This window comes from Acinetobacter sp. IK40 (genome assembly GCF_035615075.1).
GTDB lineage: Bacteria > Pseudomonadota > Gammaproteobacteria > Pseudomonadales > Moraxellaceae > Acinetobacter > Acinetobacter courvalinii.
In genome coordinates this window covers 313,101-334,314 of record NZ_JANBOE010000004.1, presented here as the reverse complement: position 1 = coordinate 334,314, position 21,214 = coordinate 313,101, and the positions used below count along the sequence as shown (strand labels likewise).

At 41.9% G+C, this 21,214-nt stretch carries 17 protein-coding genes; 6 read left to right on the top strand and 11 right to left on the bottom strand.

Annotation, left to right across the window (positions count from 1 at the left end):
* Window positions 1-129 precede the first annotated feature (129 nt).
* The 7 genes from lpdA to sdhC form a co-directional block, all read right to left on the bottom strand.
* Entirely contained in the window at window positions 130-1,563 is a 1,434-nt protein-coding gene (lpdA, locus tag MSG93_RS09825; RefSeq protein WP_004652192.1) for a dihydrolipoyl dehydrogenase, read from the bottom strand.
* A 131-nt stretch (window positions 1,564-1,694) separates the two neighbouring features.
* Entirely contained in the window at window positions 1,695-2,885 is a 1,191-nt protein-coding gene (gene odhB / locus MSG93_RS09820; RefSeq protein WP_005227096.1) for a 2-oxoglutarate dehydrogenase complex dihydrolipoyllysine-residue succinyltransferase, read from the bottom strand.
* A complete protein-coding gene (locus MSG93_RS09815) occupies window positions 2,885-5,725 on the bottom strand; it encodes a 2-oxoglutarate dehydrogenase E1 component (protein ID WP_324621572.1) in 2,841 nt (946 codons plus the stop codon). The genes odhB and MSG93_RS09815 overlap by 1 nt, the downstream gene beginning before the upstream one ends.
* Window positions 5,726-6,468: 743 nt before the next feature.
* Entirely contained in the window at window positions 6,469-7,179 is a 711-nt protein-coding gene (locus MSG93_RS09805) for a succinate dehydrogenase iron-sulfur subunit (protein WP_005227092.1), read from the bottom strand.
* 14 nt (window positions 7,180-7,193) lie between these two features.
* On the bottom strand, window positions 7,194-9,089 hold the full coding sequence (gene sdhA / locus MSG93_RS09800) for a succinate dehydrogenase flavoprotein subunit (protein WP_005227091.1): 1,896 nt from the start codon (window positions 9,087-9,089) through the stop codon (window positions 7,194-7,196).
* 12 nt (window positions 9,090-9,101) lie between these two features.
* Window positions 9,102-9,467 (bottom strand): succinate dehydrogenase, hydrophobic membrane anchor protein, encoded by a 366-nt coding sequence (gene sdhD, locus MSG93_RS09795; protein ID WP_005227090.1) that lies wholly within the window; start codon window positions 9,465-9,467, stop codon window positions 9,102-9,104.
* A complete protein-coding gene (gene sdhC, locus MSG93_RS09790) occupies window positions 9,467-9,868 on the bottom strand; it encodes a succinate dehydrogenase, cytochrome b556 subunit (protein ID WP_050441709.1) in 402 nt (133 codons plus the stop codon). Before sdhC ends, sdhD begins: the two co-directional genes overlap by 1 nt.
* An 898-nt stretch (window positions 9,869-10,766) precedes the next feature.
* On the opposite strand from sdhC, the gene gltA reads away from it, so the two are divergent.
* Together gltA and MSG93_RS09780 are read left to right on the top strand one after the other, a co-directional pair.
* The gene (gene gltA / locus MSG93_RS09785; protein ID WP_005227086.1) at window positions 10,767-12,041 is read left to right on the top strand and encodes a citrate synthase; all 1,275 of its coding nucleotides are present in this window, start codon (window positions 10,767-10,769) and stop codon (window positions 12,039-12,041) included.
* A 118-nt stretch (window positions 12,042-12,159) separates the two neighbouring features.
* On the top strand, window positions 12,160-13,923 hold the full coding sequence (locus MSG93_RS09780) for a DKNYY domain-containing protein (protein WP_324621571.1): 1,764 nt from the start codon (window positions 12,160-12,162) through the stop codon (window positions 13,921-13,923).
* Window positions 13,924-14,003: 80 nt separating this feature from the next.
* Here MSG93_RS09780 and MSG93_RS09775 read toward each other — a convergent pair whose 3' ends face one another.
* A complete protein-coding gene (locus tag MSG93_RS09775; protein ID WP_202740957.1) occupies window positions 14,004-14,501 on the bottom strand; it encodes a DUF1289 domain-containing protein in 498 nt (165 codons plus the stop codon).
* Between the two features lie 109 nt (window positions 14,502-14,610).
* On the opposite strand from MSG93_RS09775, the gene MSG93_RS09770 reads away from it, so the two are divergent.
* The gene (locus MSG93_RS09770; protein WP_005288517.1) at window positions 14,611-15,543 is read left to right on the top strand and encodes a rhodanese-related sulfurtransferase; all 933 of its coding nucleotides are present in this window, start codon (window positions 14,611-14,613) and stop codon (window positions 15,541-15,543) included.
* A gap of 146 nt (window positions 15,544-15,689) precedes the next feature.
* Window positions 15,690-16,310, top strand: coding sequence for a DedA family protein (locus tag MSG93_RS09765; RefSeq protein ID WP_324621570.1), 621 nt, complete (start codon window positions 15,690-15,692; stop codon window positions 16,308-16,310).
* 16 nt (window positions 16,311-16,326) lie between these two features.
* On the opposite strand, the gene MSG93_RS09760 is transcribed toward MSG93_RS09765, so the two are convergent.
* Window positions 16,327-17,223: a LysR family transcriptional regulator gene (locus MSG93_RS09760; protein WP_324621569.1), complete on the bottom strand. Its 897-nt coding sequence runs from the start codon at window positions 17,221-17,223 to the stop codon at window positions 16,327-16,329.
* A gap of 102 nt (window positions 17,224-17,325) precedes the next feature.
* Here MSG93_RS09760 and MSG93_RS09755 point away from each other — a divergent pair, with 102 nt between their 5' ends.
* Window positions 17,326-17,931 (top strand): LysE family translocator, encoded by a 606-nt coding sequence (locus MSG93_RS09755; RefSeq protein ID WP_032874954.1) that lies wholly within the window; start codon window positions 17,326-17,328, stop codon window positions 17,929-17,931.
* A gap of 142 nt (window positions 17,932-18,073) precedes the next feature.
* Here MSG93_RS09755 and MSG93_RS09750 read toward each other — a convergent pair whose 3' ends face one another.
* Window positions 18,074-18,598 (bottom strand): YecA family protein, encoded by a 525-nt coding sequence (locus tag MSG93_RS09750; protein ID WP_005227080.1) that lies wholly within the window; start codon window positions 18,596-18,598, stop codon window positions 18,074-18,076.
* A gap of 76 nt (window positions 18,599-18,674) precedes the next feature.
* The gene (locus MSG93_RS09745) at window positions 18,675-18,881 is read right to left on the bottom strand and encodes a PA3496 family putative envelope integrity protein (RefSeq protein WP_004775189.1); all 207 of its coding nucleotides are present in this window, start codon (window positions 18,879-18,881) and stop codon (window positions 18,675-18,677) included.
* Between the two features lie 347 nt (window positions 18,882-19,228).
* Here MSG93_RS09745 and rpoD point away from each other — a divergent pair, with 347 nt between their 5' ends.
* A complete protein-coding gene (rpoD, locus tag MSG93_RS09740; protein ID WP_324621568.1) occupies window positions 19,229-21,118 on the top strand; it encodes an RNA polymerase sigma factor RpoD in 1,890 nt (629 codons plus the stop codon).
* Window positions 21,119-21,214 lie beyond the last annotated feature (96 nt).

The following is a 21,214-nucleotide window of genomic DNA, read 5'->3' as shown; positions in this document are numbered from 1 at the left end:
ACCTACTATGTTGTTTGTGTGATACAGCCAGATCTTCTTAAAATCAGGCTGCTACATATTGAATAAATGATTGCCTGAAGCAGGCAATCATCATCATTCAAAAAAGTGTGGCGAACCACACTTTATGTTTTATTTACGCTTGCGTTGAATCGCGTGGATTGCACGACCGTCAACAGAAAGCGCTGCTTCATGTACAACTTCAGAGAAAGTTGGGTGACCGAAAGTCATCAATTGCAAGTCTTCAACCGAAGAAACGAATTCAAGCGCGATCATACCTTGGTGTACGATGTCAGATGCATTAGGACCCACAACGTGCATACCTAAAAGACGATCTGTTTTCGCATCAGCAACGAATTTCACAAAACCAGCAGTATCACCAGCAGCCAATGCACGACCATTCACCGCAAACGGGAATTGACCAGCTTTAACTTCATGACCTTTTTCAGCGGCTTGTTCTTCAGTTAAACCGACCCAAGCTGCTTCTGGATGCGTATAGATCACGCTGATGATGGTGTCGTAGTTCACTTGAGCAGCATGACCGTGGATACGTTCAACTGCCATTACGCCTTCTTCCATTGCTTTATGTGCAAGCATTGGACCGCGTACCAAGTCACCAATCGCATAAACACCTTCAACAGATGTTTGGCATTGATCATTGACATCAACCAAACCACGTTCAGTGAGTTTAATACCAGAATCTTCTGCCAATAAACCTTCTGCATAGGCTTTACGGCCTACACAAACGATTAACTTGTCAAAAACTTGTTCTTTGTCTTCGCCAGCTTGGTTATATTTAACCGTTACTTCGCGACCATTGGTTTCAGCACCAGAAACTTTTGCACCAATACGGATATCTAAACCTTGTTTTTTCAAGATTTTTTGATATTCCTTCGCCAATGCTTTGTCTGCCATTGGTAAGAAAGCATCTAATGCTTCAAACACAACAACTTCTGAACCAAGACGACGCCATACTGAACCAAGCTCTAGACCGATCACACCGGCACCGATCACACCAAGACGCTTAGGAACTTCTGGGAATTTTAATGCACCAGTAGAGTCAACAATCAGGTCTTCATCAACAGGAGCAACTGGAATATTGACAGGTACAGAACCCGTTGCAAGGATCACATACTTCGGTTCTAAAACCTGTACATCACCTTCAAACGGTGTGAATTCTACTTTTTTACCTGCAAGTAATTTACCCGTACCTTGTAACCACTCGATACCATTACCTTTCAGTAATTGAGCAACACCACCGGTCAATTGATCTACAACTTTATCTTTACGTGCCAACAAAGTGTCTAAATCAAATTTAACTTCACCCGTGGTAATACCGTGTTCAGCAAGTTCGTGAACAGTGGCTTCATAACGGTGAGAAGAGTCAAGCAATGCTTTAGAAGGGATACAACCCACGTTTAAACAGGTACCACCTAAAGATGGTTTACCATTGTGAATACGTTTTTCGATACAAGCAACTTTGAAACCAAGTTGAGCTGCACGAATTGCCGCTTCATAACCACCAGGTCCACCGCCAATAACAACAAGATCAAACTGTTGAGACATCTTTATCTCCAATGAATCTCCCCTATCTTCTTTTATCAGAGAAGAAATTTCACAAACCCAGAAACTCATCAGACTTGTGAAAGTCCCTCTTGTAATTCAAGAGGGACTTAGGGGGATTTTTAAATAAAAAATTATAGGTCAAGAATGAGTTTAGCTGGCTCTTCTAACAATTCTTTGATTGTTACCAAGAAACCTACCGCTTCTTTACCATCGATTAAACGGTGGTCATAAGAAAGCGCTAAATACATCATTGGCAAGATTTCAACTTGACCATTCACCGCCATAGGACGCTCTTGGATTTTATGCATACCCAAGATTGCAGTTTGTGGCTGGTTTAAAATAGGTGTTGAAAGCAATGAACCGAAAGTACCACCGTTGGTGATTGTGAACGTACCACCAGTCATGTCTTCGATGCCTAACTTACCGTCACGTGCTTTAAATGCATAGTCACGGATACCGTTTTCAACTTCTGCATAGTTCATACGGTCAGTATCACGAAGTACAGGAACAACCAGACCACGGTCAGAAGAAACAGCTACACCGATGTCATAGAAACCGTGATAAACGATATCGTCGCCATCAATAGATGCGTTTACAGCTGGGTAGCGTTTTAATGCTTCAGTTGCCGCTTTAACGAAGAAAGACATAAAGCCTAAACGAGCACCATGACGTTTTTCGAAAGCATCTTTATATTGCTTACGCATTTCCATGATTGGCTTCATGTTCACTTCGTTGAACGTAGTTAACATTGCAGTTTGTTGTGTAGCCGCCAATAAACGCTCAGCAACACGCTTACGTAAACGTGTCATTGGAACACGTTTCTCGATACGCTCGCCTACAGCAACGCTTAATGGTTGAACTGATGCAGCTGGCTTATGGTTCGCAACATCTTCTTTAGTGATGCGACCACCACGGCCTGTACCTTGAACGTCAGCAGCATTGATACCAGTTTCAGACAATGCTTTACGTACTGCAGGTGCCTGGTTTTGATCAACCGGTTGAGTTGATGCAGCAGCCGCAGGTGCAGATGCAGCAGGCGCCGCTTCTGCTGGTGCAGCAGCTTCAGGAGCAGCCGCAGAAACAGCACCAGCTTCGAATTGAGCAATCACTTCGTCAGAAAGAACGGTATCGCCTTCATCTTTGATGATTGCAACAAGGCTACCATCAGCTGGAGCAACCACTTCTAAAACAACTTTATCGGTTTCAATGTCACAGATCACTTCATCACGTGATACAGGTTCACCTACTTTCTTGTGCCAAGTTGCGATCGTACCGTCAGCAACTGACTCTGGAAATACCGGTGCTTTAATTTCGGTTGCCATTATTTAGAATCTCCTGATTGTTCAACTTCAATAGCAAGTGCGTCATTGATGAGCTGAGCTTGTTGTTTTGCATGCAAGTATGGCGAGCCACAAGCAGGTGCGGCAGATGCTTCACGACCAGCATAGCTAATACGGATTTGTTTACCAGATTTAAGAACGTCTTCATACAAGCGAGGAACGATGAATAACCAAGCGCCTTGGTTCTTCGGCTCTTCTTGTGCCCAAACAAGTTCTTGAATGTTTGGATACTCAGCCATAACTTCAGCCAAGCGTTGTTCTGGGTATGGATACAATTGTTCGATACGAACGATCGCAACATGGTTAAGACCAAGTTCACGACGTTTTTCAAGCAAGTCGTAATAAACCTTACCACCACAAAGCACTAAGCGAGTTACGTCTGCTTTATTGATTTGATCAATTTCATCGATCACGGTTTGGAATGAACCGTTTGCCAATTCATCAAGTGTTGAAGTCGCAAGTTTATGACGTAGTAATGATTTTGGTGACATTACAATCATTGGCTTACGAATCGGACGAACTGCCTGACGACGTAACGCATGGAAAATTTGCGCAGGAGTCGTTGGGGTCATTACCTGCATGTTGTCTTCAGCACAAAGCTGCAAGAAACGCTCTAAACGTGCAGATGAATGCTCTGGACCTTGACCTTCATAACCGTGTGGCAACAACATGGTAAGACCACAAACACGCTCCCACTTGGTTTCACCCGAAGCGATAAACTGGTCAATTACAACTTGCGCACAGTTTGCGAAGTCACCGAACTGCGCTTCCCAAACGATCAAGCTTTTCGGCAAAGTGGTTGAGTAACCGTATTCAAATGCCAGTACAGCTTCTTCAGACAATAAAGAGTCATAAACCGCAGTACGTGGCTGATTCTCTTTGATATGGCAAAGCGGAATATAAACTGAACCATCTACCTGATTGTGCAATTTCGCATGACGGTGCGAGAATGTACCACGACCTACGTCTTCACCGGTGATACGTACCAAGAAGCCATCATCAAGCAAAGTTGCATAAGCTAAGGTTTCAGCCGCACCCCAGTTCAATGGCATTTCGCCTGTTTGCATTTTCGCACGGTCATCGATGACTTTTTGAACTTGACGCTGTAATACAAAACCTTCCGGCAATGTATTCATCTTCTGACCAAGCTCTTTCAAACGGTCAATGCTGAATGTTGTATCCCAGATGTCTGTGTATTCATGGCCCAAGTATGGCGTCCAATCCACAAACATTTTTTTGTTCGGCTCACGAACCAGTGCATTGGCAACGTGGTTACCCGCTTCCAGATCAGAACGGTAGTCTTCAACCATGGCATCAGCACTTGCACGGTCAAGAATTTTTTCCTGAACCAGCTGATCAGCATACAAAGTACGAGTTGTTGCTTTCTTGCTGATGACTTGATACATCAATGGTTGTGTTGCAGATGGCTCATCCGCCTCGTTGTGACCGCGACGGCGGTAGCAGAACAAGTCCAGAATGACATCTTTACGGAATTCATGACGGAAGTCATGTGCAATTTGAGTGGCAAAAATAACCGCTTCAGGATCATCACCGTTTACATGGAAAATCGGTGACTGAATCATTTTCGCAACGTCAGTACAGTATTCGGTAGAACGTGTATCACGTGGATCAGAAGTCGTGAAGCCCACTTGGTTATTGATCACGATATGGACTGTACCGCCCACTGTGTAACCACGGGTTTGTGACATCTGGAAAGTTTCCTGATTCACACCTTGACCTGCAAACGCAGCATCACCATGAACGATAACAGGAAGAACGTCATCACCGCCAATGTCTTTACGACGTACTTGACGCGCACGAACAGAACCTTCAACCACTGGACCAACGATTTCCAAGTGCGATGGGTTAAACGCCAATGCCAAGTGAACTTCGCCGCCTGGTGTCATGACGTTTGAAGAGAAGCCTTGGTGATACTTCACATCACCTGAACCTTTTTTATGCAGGCTCTTGCCTTCGAACTCACCGAAAAGATCAGCCGGGTTTTTACCCATGATGTTGACAAGCAGGTTGAGACGACCACGGTGTGGCATACCAATCACAACTTCTTTACAACCGACGCTACCAGCACGTTGAATGATTTCGTTCATCATTGGAATAAAAGACTCACCGCCTTCTACACCAAAACGTTTTGCACCAACGAATTTATTACCGAGATACTTTTCCAGGCCTTCAGCAGCAGTTAAACGCTCTAGGAAACCTTTTTTCTGATCATTGGTATAGTTGAATTTGCCGCGAACACTTTCCAGACGCTGTTGAATCCAACGCTTTTCTTTAGTGTCAACGATATGCATATATTCTGCACCAATTGAACCGCAGTACGTTGCTTCCATGGCTTCAACCATTTCAGACAAGGTTGCTTCTGCTTTTCCAATGGCGAGGTTGCCTGTATTAAATACAGTATCAAGATCAGATTTGGTTAAACCGTGAGCAGATAAATCGAGGTCAGGAACGTCTTCGCGTTTCGCAAGACCTAATGGATCGAGTTTAGCTTTTTGATGACCACGGTTACGGTAAGCAGCGATGAGTTGTAATACACCAATTTGACGACGCTCATGTTCTGTACTTACAGTGCTTTGAACAACAGGTTGAACTCGGCTTGCATTACGGCCCAGAAGGAGGAATTGCTCGCGCACACTGCCGTGTGGTTGATCACCTTTAGGGTATTTATCGAAATATTCACGCCAATCCTCTGACACTGAGGTTGGAGAAGTTAGGTACTGTTCGTATAGCTCTTCAATATACGCTGCACTATCAGCGGAAAGTTCAGTGTCAAGACGCAATGCGTCAGCAACTTCTTGCATTTTTGGACCCATTTCCTATTGCAAAAAATAATACAGGCTGCCTTTTAAGCACACCCATGATTCATAGTGCCAAATTGGTAACACGACACTACTACCCAAGGTAATCCAACCCTGAGACATTATTACTACACATCAGGAGTAATCCCTGTGATGTAACAAATGAGCCATGCACCTTCAATTCAAGGCACATAACTCATTCTTCATACTCGATGAAATCGAGCAATTTTTTGCAAATCATTTTAGAAAAATTAACTAAATTTTTAACTTTTCTAAATTGACTTTTTTACTAAAACCTGTACAAATCTTGAAGGCTTTCTTAATTGATAAGCCCAAGAATCTGCTTATTTTTTGATTCCAGTTGTGGCAGAAATCCTAACATGTTCTCAAGCTTGGATTGATTTTTTTGACACATACCACCTATAAAGCAGCGAAATACACATATCAAATTATATTCTAATATACCGCCCTTTTGATAAAAGTTGCACTCCAATCGATCAAAAATAAACATTCTCTACAAATATTGCACAAAGCGCATCCAGTTTGATTAAAAATAAATCAACCTAGTCACCATATCGATTTTGATGATTTTAATTAGCAACAAAATCCATAAATATTTGAGGCTAAATTTCTCAAATTCAAGTCAGGTTTTACTCAGGCAGTTACTTTTCAACCAGTCGTTAAGCTTTCGCAAAATAAAAAAAGAAGCCCCTTGCGGGGCCCCTTTCTGGCTTAGAAAAAACGAATTAACCCGCTTGATCTAATAACATGTTACGAATGTGACCAATTGCCTTTGTCGGGTTCAAACCTTTAGGACATACAGATACACAGTTCATGATCCCTTTACAACGGAACAAAGAGAACGGATCGTCTAAACGAGCCAAACGCTCTTGTGTTGCTGTATCACGAGAGTCAATGATAAAGCGATACGCATTTAACAATGCAGATGGTCCAAGGAACTTATCAGGGTTCCACCAGAATGATGGGCATGAAGTTGAACAACATGCACAAAGAATACATTCATATAGGCCATCTAAGTGTTCACGCTCTTCTTGAGACTGTAAACGTTCTTTTGCCGGCGCTGGCTGGTTATTGATCAAGAACGGCTGAATCTTGTCATATTGGTCATAGAACTGGTTCATGTCTACAACCAAGTCTTTTACCACAGGTAAACCTGGTAAAGGACGGATTACAATCTTCTCTGGCAAGTCGTTCAAGTTCCACAAGCACGCCAAACCGTTTTTACCATTGATGTTCACACCATCCGAACCACAAATACCTTCACGGCAAGAGCGGCGGAATGTTAATGATTCATCCTGCACTTTCAACGCAAGTAACGCGTCAAGCAACATACGGTGCTTGTCGGTTAACTCAAGTTTGAAGGTTTGCATGTACGGCGCTTTATCCTTATCAGGATCATAGCGGTAGATTTCGAATGTACGAGTGCCTCTACTCATCTTGGTTCTCCCGATTAGAATGTACGTGGTTTAGGTTCGATTGCTTCAACCGTTAACGGGCTGAAACGCACTGGCTTATATTCAAGACGGTTGTCTGATGAATACCATAAAGTATGCTTCATCCACTCATCATCACGGCGACCGTAAGAGTAAGTTGGGTGATCCGGTGCTAACTCATAGTCAACCACGGTATGCGCACCACGACATTCTTTACGTGCAGCAGCAGAAATCAGGGTCGCCTTCGCAACTTCATACAAGTTTTCAACTTCTAACGCTTCAACACGTGCAGTGTTAAATACGCGAGACTTGTCTTTTAAATGAATGTTACGTACGCGTGGTTCAATCGCCAGGATTTCTTTCACGCCTTTGTCAAGCAACGCTTGGGTACGGAATACACCTGCGTGATCTTGTACGATGTCACGGATTGCATCAGCAACTTCTTGTGCATTTTCACCAGTCGTTGATTCATCCAGTTTACGTACACGCTCTAAGGTATTAACCAATACATCTGTTGGAAGCGGTGCATAGTCATCGCCATGATGTTTGGTCACGTAATCAATGATGTGTTCGCCCGCCGCTTTACCAAATACCACAAGGTCAAGCAATGAGTTGGTACCTAAACGGTTTGCACCATGTACCGATACGCAAGAACATTCACCAATCGCGTAGAAACCTTTTACCGGCTTCACATAGTCACGCGTACCTTTATAAGAATACTCTTTAGTATCCTTATCGTAGTGCGCAGAGAATTCACCCTCTTCCACACCATGCGGCACAACCACTTGACCATGAATGTTGGTTGGAATACCACCCATTTGATAATGGATTGTTGGTACTACCGGAATCGGTTCTTTGGTACAGTCAACGTTTGCGAACTTCTTACCAATCTCATAAACAGATGGCAGACGTTTCATGATTGTTTCAGCACCTAAATGCGTCATATCTAGCAAGATATAATCCGCTTTAGGACCACAACCACGACCTTCTTTAATTTCCTGGTCCATAGAACGTGATACGAAGTCACGTGGCGCCAAGTCTTTTAAAGTCGGTGCATAACGTTCCATGAATGGTTCGCCGTCTTTGTTACGAAGAATCGCACCTTCACCACGGCAACCTTCGGTTAACAATACACCTGCGCCCGCAACACCCGTTGGGTGGAATTGCCAGAATTCCATATCCTGTAATGGAATACCTGCACGAGCAGCCATACCAAGACCGTCACCAGTATTGATATATGCGTTTGTAGATGCGCGATAAACACGACCCGCACCACCGGTAGCAAATAAGGTTGCTTTAGCTTGGAATACCGCGATGTTACCGGTTTCCTGGTCAATGGCAGTCACACCAAGCACATCACCCGCTTCGTTACGGATCAAGTCTAATGCAATCCACTCAACGTAGAACTGGGTGCCCATTTTCACGTTGCTTTGGTACAAGGTATGCAATAACGCATGACCTGTACGGTCGGCAGCAGCACACGCACGTGGAACCGCTTTTTCACCGTAGTTAGCAGAGTGACCACCGAATGGACGCTGATAGATCGTACCATCTTGGTTACGGTCAAACGGCATACCCAAGTGTTCAAGCTCGTAAACAACTTTTGGCGCTTCACGGGTCATGAACTCGATTGCGTCCTGATCGCCTAACCAGTCAGAACCTTTAACCGTGTCATAGAAGTGATAGTGCCAGTTATCTTCTTGCATGTTACCTAACGACGCACCAATACCACCTTGGGCAGCAACCGTATGCGAACGTGTCGGGAATACTTTGGTCAATACCGCAACTTTTAAACCCGCTTGAGCAAGTTGGTAAGCAGCGCGCATACCAGAACCACCACCACCGACGATAACAGCATCGAAAGTGAGGTTTTGAATATTTGAATAATCTTCTTTAGGGTTAATAGCGCCCATGATCTCTTCCTATCAATTTGCCCAGAAAATCTGGATACCCCAGATTGCGTACACGATCACTGAAATAATGACAGCAGAAGTAAGTACAAGGCGTAAACCTGAAGCTGAAGGACCCATTTGACGAGTCGTTACATAATCAGTAAAGACTTGCCACATACCAATCCAAGCGTGTGCAACCAGCGATAATACTGCTAATAAAGAAAAGATCTTCATTGGCAAAGTCAGCATAAAGCCAGCCCATTGTTCATAACCAAATCCGCTATGGCAAAGGATCCAGCCTAATAAAACAATAGTGTATGCAGCTAACACTACAGCACTGATACGCTGGATATACCAATCGCGTGAACCTGAACCTGTTAAACCTGTAGCACTTTTCATTAGAACATAATCCATACAAAGGCTGCGACGATACCGATCACAGATAAGATCAATGAAACTGTAGCCGCGATACGACCGCTTTGTAATTCTTCAGCGAAACCGAGGTCAGCAAGTAAATGCTTGATTCCTGCGATTAGGTGGAAAATTAATCCAGCTACAAATACCCATACGACAAAACGTACAAGGATATTTCCGAAAACGACATTTTTAACGTAGTCAAATCCTTCTGGTGAAGATAAAGATTTATCCAAAATCCATAAAAGAACAGCGACTAATAAGAAAACGATTACACCTGATAGACGGTGTAGAATTGATGCAATAGCCACGGGTGAGCGTAAATTTACCGCTAACACCTGACCCATGGACAAATTGACAGGTCTGTTGCTTTTCACAGCGGGCATCCTGTAGGTAGAAACTCCATCCGGAGTTTGTTTGAATTAATTCAAAGGAAAGCTGGCATTGTTAGGCAAGCACAGCACATGCCTAACCTATAAACGACATCGAATTATAAAACGTGAAATATCAAAATACAAACAATCAGCTTTCGCTTTAGTCGAAAAAAACTTTAAATAAGAATCATTCACATGCATAATAATGACCAAAAAAACCACATGCTCAGACAAAAAATACTATCTAGTTGTTTTGTAATGATAAAATTAAGATACTATTTTTTATGGATAGTTTCTAATTTAATAAATTCTTTTCTTATATTTTCTCAAAATAATTCGTTTTTAAGTTTTTATTTGTCCAAATAATCACAGTTTATGCATACTTCAAAATAATAGTGCTCATTTATATATTAAATATAATCAATTAATAATCTATTTTTATAAGTGAGACGTAGAAATCGATCAGTCATTTTTCATACAATCAATTGCACCAAAATGAATCAATTATTAGTTTAAAAGTCACGTTTTTAATTGTTTTTTTAATGACCAGTACAGGCTAAGCATAGGGAAACACAGGCTTTTGAAAAGCGATAAGTATTTATTTTATAAGCAGCAAAATATTGCCTCTCTAAAAATTTACTTACAATTGGACTGATGCTTCATTTTTTTTCTGCACCTAAATCTTAATTTGACATATTATACTCGACCGGTGCTGTGATTTTACTCAGTTTTTTCTTCGATACTGAATGACTAATTGACTGTAGCAACGTCATTTTTTATCCCTAAGTATAATTGACAAAATTTTAGTAGCCACTAATCTTATAGCAAATTTTGACACCGTCTGATTCGCACATGACAAGATTAGTATTTCGAGTCAGATAATCATTCACCAGGACAGGAGATCTATTGAATGTCTGCAGCAACTGGCAAAAAAGCCGTATTACAGCTTGATGGCAAAGAAATTGAATTACCAATTTACAGCGGCACATTGGGCCCAGATGTAATTGACGTTAAAGATGTATTAGCATCAGGTCACTTTACTTTCGATCCTGGTTTTATGGCGACAGCGGCTTGCGAATCTAAGATCACATTCATTGATGGTGACAAAGGTGTGTTATTACACCGTGGCTATCCGATTGATCAATTAGCGACTCAAGCAGACTACTTGGAAACTTGTTATTTATTATTAAATGGCGAACTTCCAAATGCTGAACAAAAGACAGAATTTGACGCTAAAGTACGTAACCATACCATGGTTCACGATCAAGTCAGCCGTTTCTTCAATGGTTTCCGTCGTGATGCTCATCCGATGGCGATAATGGTTGGTGTTGTTGGTGCGTTATCTGCGTTCTATCACAATGGTTTAGACATCGAAGATGTAAATCACCGTGAAATTACTGCGATTCGTTTAATCGCAAAAATCCCTACCCTTGCAGCATGGAGCTACAAGTACACTGTAGGTCAACCATTCATTTACCCACGTAATGATCTTGGTTATGCAGAAAACTTCTTACACATGATGTTTGCAACGCCTGCTGACCGTGATTACAAGGTAAATCCTGTTCTGTCACGTGCAATGGATCGTATCTTCACGCTTCATGCTGACCACGAACAAAATGCATCTACTTCTACAGTTCGTCTTGCCGGTTCTACTGGTGCGAATCCGTATGCATGTATCTCTGCTGGTATCTCGGCACTTTGGGGACCTGCTCACGGTGGTGCAAACGAAGCTGTACTTAAGATGCTTGATGAAATTGGTAGCGTAGAAAACGTTGCTGAATTCATGGAAAAAGTGAAGCGTAAAGAAGTTAAACTCATGGGCTTCGGTCACCGTGTTTACAAAAACTTCGACCCACGCGCTAAAGTCATGAAACAGACTTGTGATGAAGTTCTTGAAGCTTTAGGCATCAACGATCCACAATTGCAACTTGCTATGGAACTTGAGCGTATTGCGCTTAGCGATCCGTACTTCGTAGAACGTAAGCTTTACCCGAACGTAGATTTCTACTCAGGTATCATCTTAAAAGCGATTGGTATCCCAACAGAAATGTTTACGGTAATCTTCGCGCTTGCACGTACAGTAGGCTGGATCAGCCACTGGTTAGAAATGCACAGCGGTCCGTACAAAATCGGTCGTCCACGTCAGCTTTACACAGGCTCGACGCAGCGCGACATCAAACGTTAATTCATATTAGCGTTGATAAAAAAGGATGCTTATGCATCCTTTTTTTGTTTTATCCGTTATGCTTGAGAAAAATAACACCTATATATCTTTATATACGTCCCACTAAAACATTGAAGCAATGAACAAAAAGTCCGCTGTTTTATACGAAACAACAATCACAGCATACGAAATGAAGATTCCGTCATTTGTGCTGTTTTTGGCGCTAATCCTTCTGAGCTGGTTATTTTTGGTTTACTGCTTCTACGATTTTAGCCTTTATTATTTTTATCAAATTCTCCCCTTCTTTGCCCAATTGCTTAATATTGCGTTGATGTTGGGTCTATTGCTACCTGTTCTTTATCTATATAACCAGCTTTATCAAAAATATTTAAAACAAACGATTACGTTTAAACTCTATCGGCAAGGTCTCGGTCTAGAAAAATCAGCGCAGACTTATTTTTATCCTTGGCAAGATTTAATTCATATTCAACTGCGACAACATCATGCCCAGATCCATAGCTTAAACCTGCTGACCAAAACAGTACCTTATCGGCAATATTTTTATTTCAATTCATGGATGTGGCCTGCCACTTTAACCCAACAACACAGTGAGTTTTTACAGTTTTGGAAAAAACTGGAAGCTCTCGCTAAACAGCAACAATTACAACGTACCAGCAATGCAAGTATCAACAAGAAAACCCATGTTGACATCATTAGCATAATTGCAGATCAACAGGCGCTAGCCTCTTTTCAGAGAAAACAAAGATGGCTTACAGTTGGATTAATCCTTGTTATTTTAGCCAGTTTTAGCCTTTTTATGGGCTGCCTCCTCTGGCATGAATTTAACGATGGCAGCGTTGATTTGCCTCATCAACAAACCCAGTCAATCTCCGGCACCAATTTCGAAACATTCCAGAATCAGGTCTATATTTTTAAACAAGGCCAAGGCACATTTCTACTTCCCGCTGCGAGTGCCAATCAATTTACAGGCTTGGCTTTAAGTCATCTTGCTGATCGTGCCGATGAGCTGTATAGCAATGTCGGTAAAACACCACAACATGTTTACTGGCAAGACCACATCTTGTCTCAATTAAATCCTGCACAAACAAACTATTTAGGCAATGATTTCACCAAAGATGGTCAACAGGTTTACTTTCAGGATAAGCCCCTAGCCAATGCAAATGCAGCTGGTTTTACTGCGATATTACATCCACAATTTAATGCACTCGGCTATTTCTATGCCAAAGATGATCAACAGGTCTACTACAAAACAAAAACATTAACAGACTTAAATCCGCAACAGAGCCAAGCATTTCCAAATAACAGCCAATATATTCACGATCAACAGGTGGTTTATTATCAAGATAAAAAGCTGGGCAAGTTAAATGCGCAACAGACGCAGATTTTTAGTGGCAGCAACCGTTTTAGTCAAAACCTACATCTAGCAACAGACGGTCGAACTTTTTATTTAAATGAACACCCACTACCTCATATCGCTGAGCATAAGTTTTGGGGAACAACGCCTGTTGATTTATCACACCTGCAACTCATTGGTAGCCAAAGCAGTGAGCCCTATCCAGGAAATTTCAGTTATATTTTTGCAGATCAGCAAAACATTTATATCTATGATGAGTTTTATCAACGATTAAAAGTGCTCTATCATTTTCCTCAACCCATACAACTACAAGCTCTGGAGGATCGACGCTTTAGTGATGGAAAAAACATGTATAGCATCACTGAAAAGATCTACCGATCTAAAGGGCGTTCTTCTGGAACGACGACACATGGTTTTAAAATCAGCTTGATTCGTGAACAAGATCAACAGATCATGGCACAATATTTTTCCCGTAACCCTAGCGCTTTAAAACTATCCAACCTGTTTCATAACAGGGAGATCAACTAATCTCAAAATATGAACAAGATGAGCTAGATGTCTATCAACAAACCTCATGATCAATAAGATTTTCTATAACAAGTGCTTGCTTAAATCTCGTCTTCTTCCAGCTCTAAAGCACGCATTAAAGTATTACTGATGCCATCGGCACGTAACCATGCCAACTCATAACTCGCTTTTGCCAAGGCCAGTACCCGACGTTCAAACTCATCCCAGATCGGTTTTACCTGTGTATCAGCAATCCCAAGCCCACTCTCATGGGCCAAATGTTTATTCTTCTCGCACAGCTTTAAAGCATGATACAGCTTACGACCTGTAGTGGCGCTGTCTAAGACCCGAATTCGCTTATTTTGAATAAAGCCTTCAACATGCTGTACGTTTGCATGCGGCAATAAAGGCACAAGGATCTGATCGAGCTGCGCATCTAAACGCTTCCACACCATCAAACGCTGCTCGGCCGTATAGGTATTCCACTGAATTACCTCGTGATTAAAGCGACGACAACCACGACAGACCAGATCACCAAATACCGTTGAACAGCGCCCTGCACATGGGGTCAATGATGGAATTCGACGATCATTACTCAAAACCAACTCCTATAAAACCATATTTATTTTATGGTTTTCTCGCTTATTTTCAGATTTCACGCTAAGATATGCGCCTTATTTTCCTATCTTAATACATTTGGAGTTATCCATGAACGCTACTGTAGAACAGCTTGCACCTGTAGAACAGCAAGCGACCAATAATTGGGTTGTTGCGGCACTATATCAATTTAAAGAAGTTTCAGATGCAGCAGGTCTGCAACAACGTCTTTTGGACTTGGTGAATCGCATCAATTTATGTGGAACTCTGATTGTTGCTTCTGAAGGAATTAACGGTACGGTTGCAGGTGACCGCGCTGCCATTGATACAATCCATCAATTTCTTTTGGACGAAGGTTTTAACGCAATGGAATATAAAGAGTCTGAAAGCTCTGAAAAACCATTCCGTAAAATGAAAATTAAGCTCAAAAAAGAAATTGTAACTTTAGGTGTTGAAGTAAAGCCACGTGACTTGGTGGGCCACTACCTTGATCCTAAAGAATGGAACGAGCTGATTAGCCGTGATGACGTGATTCTGATTGATACCCGTAATGATTACGAATATAAGGCAGGTACATTCAAGGGTGCGATTGACCCAAAAACAGAAACATTCCGTGAATTCCCGGAATACGTCAAGCAAAATCTTGAACAGCACAAAGACAAAAAAATTGCGATGTTCTGTACCGGTGGGATCCGTTGTGAAAAATCAACTTCTCTCCTGCTTCAAGAAGGTTTCAATGAAGTCTACCACCTGAAAGGCGGTATTCTTAAATACCTCGAAGAAACGCCTGCTGAAGAAAGTATGTGGGAAGGTGAATGCTTTGTATTCGACGGCCGTACTGCTGTTACCCACGGCGTTGAAGAAGGCGAAAACATCAAATGTCACGCTTGTGGCTGGCCACTGACTAAAGTTGAAGCTGAACTGCCAAGTTATGAACATGGTGTGTCTTGTGTTTACTGTATTGATAAAACCAGCGATAAGCAAAAAGCAGGCTTCCGTATGCGCCAGTCACAAATTGCCGCTGCTAAACGCAAGCGTCTGTAAACGACAAAAAAAGATTTCTCCAGGCCATAGTTAAACTATGGCTTTTTTATGGGCTTGATAAAATGATGTAACGTTTCACTGCTTGAGCAATCGCCCCGGCACAACTATGCTAAAAACAACAATCAAATGAATTATATAAAGGCGTTATGGGACTGGAACAATGGGTGCTTTCCATCATGGAAAAACTGGGATATTTAGGTATCGCATTTTTAATGTTTCTGGACAATGTTTTTCCGCCTATTCCTTCAGAAATTATTATGCCTTCAGCGGGCTATACCGCCTCAAAAGGTGAACTGACGCTCATCGGTGTCATCATGGCAGGTAGCACAGGTTCCATACTCGCAGCGATGCTGCTGTACTGGATTGGACGCAAAGTTCCTCAACCTCGTCTGGTCAGGCTTATAGAACGATATGGCAAGTACTTGCGTATTCAGGTTGCCGATTTAGATAAAGCACTGGAGTGGTTCAATAAGCATGGGCATCGTATTGTATTCTTTGGCCGCATGATTCCGGCAGTGCGGTCTTTAATCAGTATTCCTGCGGGCATGAGCCGAATGCCGTTTAGTAAATTCATGCTCTACAGTACAGCTGGGACCGTGATCTGGACCAGTTTTCTGGCTTATTTGGGTTTTCACTTCAGTCAGAATCAGGCATTGATGAGTCTAATTATGCAAAGGATCAGCACTATCATTTTGCTGATTATGATGGTGTATATTGCATGGTGGGCAGTTAAAAAGTTTTATCTCAACAAAAAACCTAGAGCTTAATTCAAACGCCACCAGATTAATCTGATGAATCTAAAACCAAGGGATTGAAGGCCGCCAACCATAACTGGCTGTTGTGCATTTCATCTCTCAGCCAATCTCTCAACAATAACTTTCGGACATCCTCTTCAAAAGGTTGTGCTGATAACAGATAGTAAGACGAACCATCAGCATAGCCAGATGTCATCGGTTCTAGCAGATGATATTTAATTTCCCGTTCTACCATATAAGCCGAAACCACAGTTGCACCCAATCCTGCCAAACAGGCTTCAATACACAAATAAAAATGCTCAAGAGGAGCGGGTTTAAAATGCTTTAATTGTGTTTGATGTTGCTTAAATTGCTGCCATAACTGCGGCCTCGACTTGGAAATAAAGATCTGGTTTTCCGCAAACTGTGTATGCTTTGCTTTTACAGATAACATCTGCTCTTCTGCAATCTTTTCACTATAAATTGCATTCCCCCAATCAAAATCATCTCGCCTCAAGGCCAGATCAATGTGTTGTGTCCTAAAATCCACCTCTCCTCCTGCCGTGAGCAGGCTCACTTCAAAGGCGGGATAAAGCTGTTTAAATTGTGCCAAACGTGGAATCAGCCATTTCATGGCAATCGTCGGTTCACAGGACAACACTAAATTCTTTTTTATTTCAGTTTGCTTAAGCTGCACTAAGCATTGGTCTATCTGTTGAAATACATGCTGACAGCATTCAAACAGCAGCTCGCCTTGCTGGGTTAAGCGTAATTTTCGTGCTTCACGAATAAATAAGGTAAAACCAAGCATCTCTTCCAGGCTTTTAAGCTGCTTACTGACTGCACCTTGTGTCACACATAAATGTTCTGCGGCGCTCGTCATACTTTGATAACGAGCGACATAGTAAAAAAATTTAAGCGAATTCAAAGACAAACGCTCAATCATTCCAAAAACTCATGCATGGACCAGAATAAATTTCGTTTTTAAATATAACAAGAATATGAAAAATATAGAAATTGTTAAAATAATGCGCACAGGAATAGATGAGTGAATGAAATAATTGCGGTTGGCTTGGTCACCTTACTTGCCGTCATGAGTCCAGGTGCAGATTTTGCCCTGGTCAGCCGAAATAGTTATCTCTATGGCCGCCGCTTAGGACTCAGCACAGCTTATGGTATCGCCTGTGGTGTCTGGGTACATGTTGCATACAGTGTGATTGGATTAAATTTTTTACAGCATCACATTCCCGGTTTAATTCAAGTGATCCAATATATTGGAGCGACCTATCTGATTTATATTGGCTATAAAATATTTACCCAAGCAGCAGTGATATTCAAAGAAAGCCATATTGATCTTACTCGCTGGCAAGCATTTAAGCATGGCTTTTTCACCAACAGCCTGAATCCTAAAACCACATTATTCGTCATGAGTATTTATTCTCAACTCATGAACAGTGAAAATAGCAATGCTAAGCTTCTTGGCTATGGTCTTTTTATGTCTGCAAGTCACTTATTATGGTTTTGCCTGATCGCGCTTTTCTGTGCCACACCCAGTATTAGAAATAAAATTCTGTCTCAACAGATTATTATTAATCGTCTGATTGGCATTGTACTCAGCGGATTAGGATGCAGTTTATTTATCGCGACTTTTTAATTAAACACATCATGATGATGGCAGCATAAAATAGTGTTATCTGATTTTAATAATAACAGCCAGCATTAAAAAAACGTCCACTCGGGACGTTTTCATATTTCTTTTGCTAGAGCAGCTTTTTTAAGCTGCTCTGGATGCACCATTACGCTGGCGTATGATACATCAGGTAAAGTTCATTTAAGTTTTCAGGAATTTCTTCTGCCAACTCATCCATCAACTGGCCATTACGGCGGAAAGATTCCATTTGTGGATCTTCTTCATCGATCCCGCTAAAGACCATGATCGGTAAAGTTAAATCAATCAACTGTTCTTCAAACTCAGGTGCAAACCATGCATCTTCATTCAGGAACATTGCATCGACAAAACCCACACTCCAATCGCCCAAGCTTGACTCGACATCCGCTTCTTCGATTTCAAATGGAAACTCGATTCCATTTTCATTGGCTAAATCCTGACGAATCGATTCCAACCAAAGCTTCACCTGCTCAAGCACTTCTGCAGGAAGTTTCTTATGGTTACCTTCGAAAAGTTCATCTAACCAACGATCAAATTGTGGACCAACGGCAATTGCACACAAAAAGCCATGAGTCGCTGCAAAATCTAGACCGTATTCGTTTTGATCACCGTCAAGATAATTACTCAATAAGTCTAAATCTAACGTGCTCATTCTTTGTTTAATCCAATTTTAAAAATACATCGGCAACAGCATAACATTTTCGGGCGTGAAGTCTTAGCAATTTCGCTTAGTCTTCGTCGTCAAGGTCATCATCGTCGAAATCATAGTCAAAATCTTTTAATTCTCGTTCTAAACGACGTTGAGCTAAAAGGTCATCAATTAAACGGCGCTTTTCTAATGATTCTTTAGCGCTGATTTTTCCTGATGACTCATCAAAACCAACATCATCTTCACCGTAGTTATCATCATCTAGTTCAAAATCTGTAGAAGACACTAAGTACCTCTAATGAAAAAATGTTAATGGGTCTAGCCGCTATTTATCGGTCTTGGCCCACCTTGTCAAGTTTTATTTGTTTTTTTTACTATAAAACCGTGTTTTGTACTTTTTTTCGGCAGTTTTTTTGTGTATTTATAATCCAAGGACATCAACAATCAAAAAAGTTCTTTAAACAGGAATTACGCTTGAAAAATTATGACTTAACCCCATATTCAATGAACAAACGTGCAATCCATTCTATTTTTTATTTAGAGCAAACGGATCAAATCCAAAACATTCACCGTGAATTGTGCTATCATGCACGGTTTTTCACCGCCACAGATTCAACAAAAGAGTAAGCAAAGATGAGCGATATGAATTCCCCTACTTCGCAAGTAGCGGCTCTGATTAGCCGAGGCAAAGAGCAAGGTTATTTAACTTACGCTGAGGTTAACGATCATCTACCAGACTCAATTACGGAAAGTGAGCAGATTGAAGACATCATCCAGATGCTTCAAGACGTTGGTATTCCAGTGCATGAACGTGCGCCAGAAACTGATGACACCATGTTTGGTGAATCCACCGAAGCTGCTGACGAAGTTGCCGAAGAAGAAGCTGCTGCCGTATTAGCATCGGTTGAAAGTGAGCCTGGTCGTACCACTGACCCTGTACGTATGTATATGCGTGAAATGGGTACCGTTGAACTTCTTACACGTGAAGGCGAAATTAGCATTGCAAAACGCATCGAAGAAGGTATTCGTGACGTTTTACACTCGATTGCTTACTGGCCAAATGCTGTTGAAGTTGTTTTACAAGAATATAATGATTTTTTAACTGGCGAACGCCGTCTTGCCGATATTCTTTCTGGTTATTTAGACCCGGAAACTGATGAAGATATTCCAGAAGTTCTGGAAGAAGCTGAGATTGAAGAAGAAGCTGAAGAAAAAGATTCTTCATCTAAAGCCAAAGACGTCAAACTTGATGATGATGACGAAGAAGAAGAATCTGAAGGTGATGATGACTCTGAAGGTGATTCAGGTCCAGACCCAGAGGTTGCTAAAGTTCGTTTCTCGGAATTAGAAGCGGCTTGGAATGAAACAAAAACTGTTGTGGCAAAACATGGCCGTAACAGTGAAGAAGCGAAAGCGGCACTCGAAGCACTTGCTGCTGTGTTCATGATGTTCAAATTTACCCCGCGCCTATTCGAAATCATTTCAGAAATGATTCGTGGTACCCATGAACAGATCCGTTCAAATGAACGTGAAATCATGCGTTATGCAGTGCGTCGTGGCCGTATGGACCGTAACCAGTTCCGTACCACCTTCCCTGAGCAAGAATCAAATCCTGCTTGGTTAGATGAACAGATTGCCAAAGCACCTGCCGAAACCAAAGCACATCTGGAAAAAGTACGTCCAGACGTATTGGCATTCCAGCAAAAGATTGCCGATATCGAGAATGATCTTGGCCTAAACGTTAAAGACATCAAAGAGATTTCTAAGCGTATGGCAGTTGGCGAAGCCAAAGCACGCCGTGCCAAGAAAGAGATGGTAGAAGCAAACTTACGTCTGGTGATTTCGATTGCGAAAAAATACACCAACCGTGGCTTACAGTTCCTTGACTTGATCCAGGAAGGTAACATCGGTTTGATGAAAGCCGTAGACAAGTTTGAATACCGTCGTGGTTATAAATTCTCGACCTATGCAACCTGGTGGATTCGTCAGGCGATTACCCGTTCGATTGCGGATCAGGCCCGTACCATTCGTATTCCAGTACACATGATTGAGACAATCAACAAGATCAACCGTGTGTCACGTCAGCTTCTTCAGGAAATGGGTCGTGAACCGACTCCTGAAGAGTTAGGCGAACGTCTGGAAATGGACGAAGTCAAAGTTCGTAAAGTTCTTAAAATCGCGAAAGAACCGATTTCGATGGAAACACCGATCGGTGATGATGAAGATTCGCATCTTGGTGACTTCATTGAGGACTCTAACATCACTTCTCCAGTGGATGCAGCGACCTCAGAAGGCTTAAAAGAAGCGACCCGTGAAGTACTTGAAAACCTGACTGAACGTGAAGCCAAAGTATTGAAAATGCGTTTTGGTATCGATATGCCAACCGACCATACTTTGGAAGAAGTCGGTAAACAGTTTGACGTAACACGTGAACGTATTCGTCAGATTGAAGCGAAAGCGTTACGTAAGCTGCGCCACCCTTCTCGTTCTGAACACTTACGTTCATTCCTGGAAAACGACTAATCTTTTGGGACCTCTTGAGTGAGGGTTAAGGCCCTTCCTCAAGACTTGAAGTTCAACACTTCATCCCCATCTATGTATTAGATCAAAAGCGCCTGC

What these genes read in the sequence shown, in the direction of transcription:
- lpdA (WP_004652192.1), bottom strand. Translation starts at nt 1,563, where the DNA reads ATGTCTCAACAGTTTGATCTTGTTGTTATTGGCGGTGGACCTGGTGGT.
- odhB (WP_005227096.1), bottom strand. Translation starts at nt 2,885, where the DNA reads ATGGCAACCGAAATTAAAGCACCGGTATTTCCAGAGTCAGTTGCTGAC.
- MSG93_RS09815 (WP_324621572.1), bottom strand. Translation starts at nt 5,725, where the DNA reads ATGCAAGAAGTTGCTGACGCATTGCGTCTTGACACTGAACTTTCCGCT.
- MSG93_RS09805 (WP_005227092.1), bottom strand. Translation starts at nt 7,179, where the DNA reads ATGAGTAGAGGCACTCGTACATTCGAAATCTACCGCTATGATCCTGAT.
- sdhA (WP_005227091.1), bottom strand. Translation starts at nt 9,089, where the DNA reads ATGGGCGCTATTAACCCTAAAGAAGATTATTCAAATATTCAAAACCTC.
- sdhD (WP_005227090.1), bottom strand. Translation starts at nt 9,467, where the DNA reads ATGAAAAGTGCTACAGGTTTAACAGGTTCAGGTTCACGCGATTGGTAT.
- sdhC (WP_050441709.1), bottom strand. Translation starts at nt 9,868, where the DNA reads ATGCCCGCTGTGAAAAGCAACAGACCTGTCAATTTGTCCATGGGTCAG.
- gltA (WP_005227086.1), top strand. Translation starts at nt 10,767, where the DNA reads ATGTCTGCAGCAACTGGCAAAAAAGCCGTATTACAGCTTGATGGCAAA.
- MSG93_RS09780 (WP_324621571.1), top strand. Translation starts at nt 12,160, where the DNA reads ATGAACAAAAAGTCCGCTGTTTTATACGAAACAACAATCACAGCATAC.
- MSG93_RS09770 (WP_005288517.1), top strand. Translation starts at nt 14,611, where the DNA reads ATGAACGCTACTGTAGAACAGCTTGCACCTGTAGAACAGCAAGCGACC.
- MSG93_RS09765 (WP_324621570.1), top strand. Translation starts at nt 15,690, where the DNA reads ATGGGACTGGAACAATGGGTGCTTTCCATCATGGAAAAACTGGGATAT.
- MSG93_RS09760 (WP_324621569.1), bottom strand. Translation starts at nt 17,223, where the DNA reads ATGATTGAGCGTTTGTCTTTGAATTCGCTTAAATTTTTTTACTATGTC.
- MSG93_RS09750 (WP_005227080.1), bottom strand. Translation starts at nt 18,598, where the DNA reads ATGAGCACGTTAGATTTAGACTTATTGAGTAATTATCTTGACGGTGAT.
- rpoD (WP_324621568.1), top strand. Translation starts at nt 19,229, where the DNA reads ATGAGCGATATGAATTCCCCTACTTCGCAAGTAGCGGCTCTGATTAGC.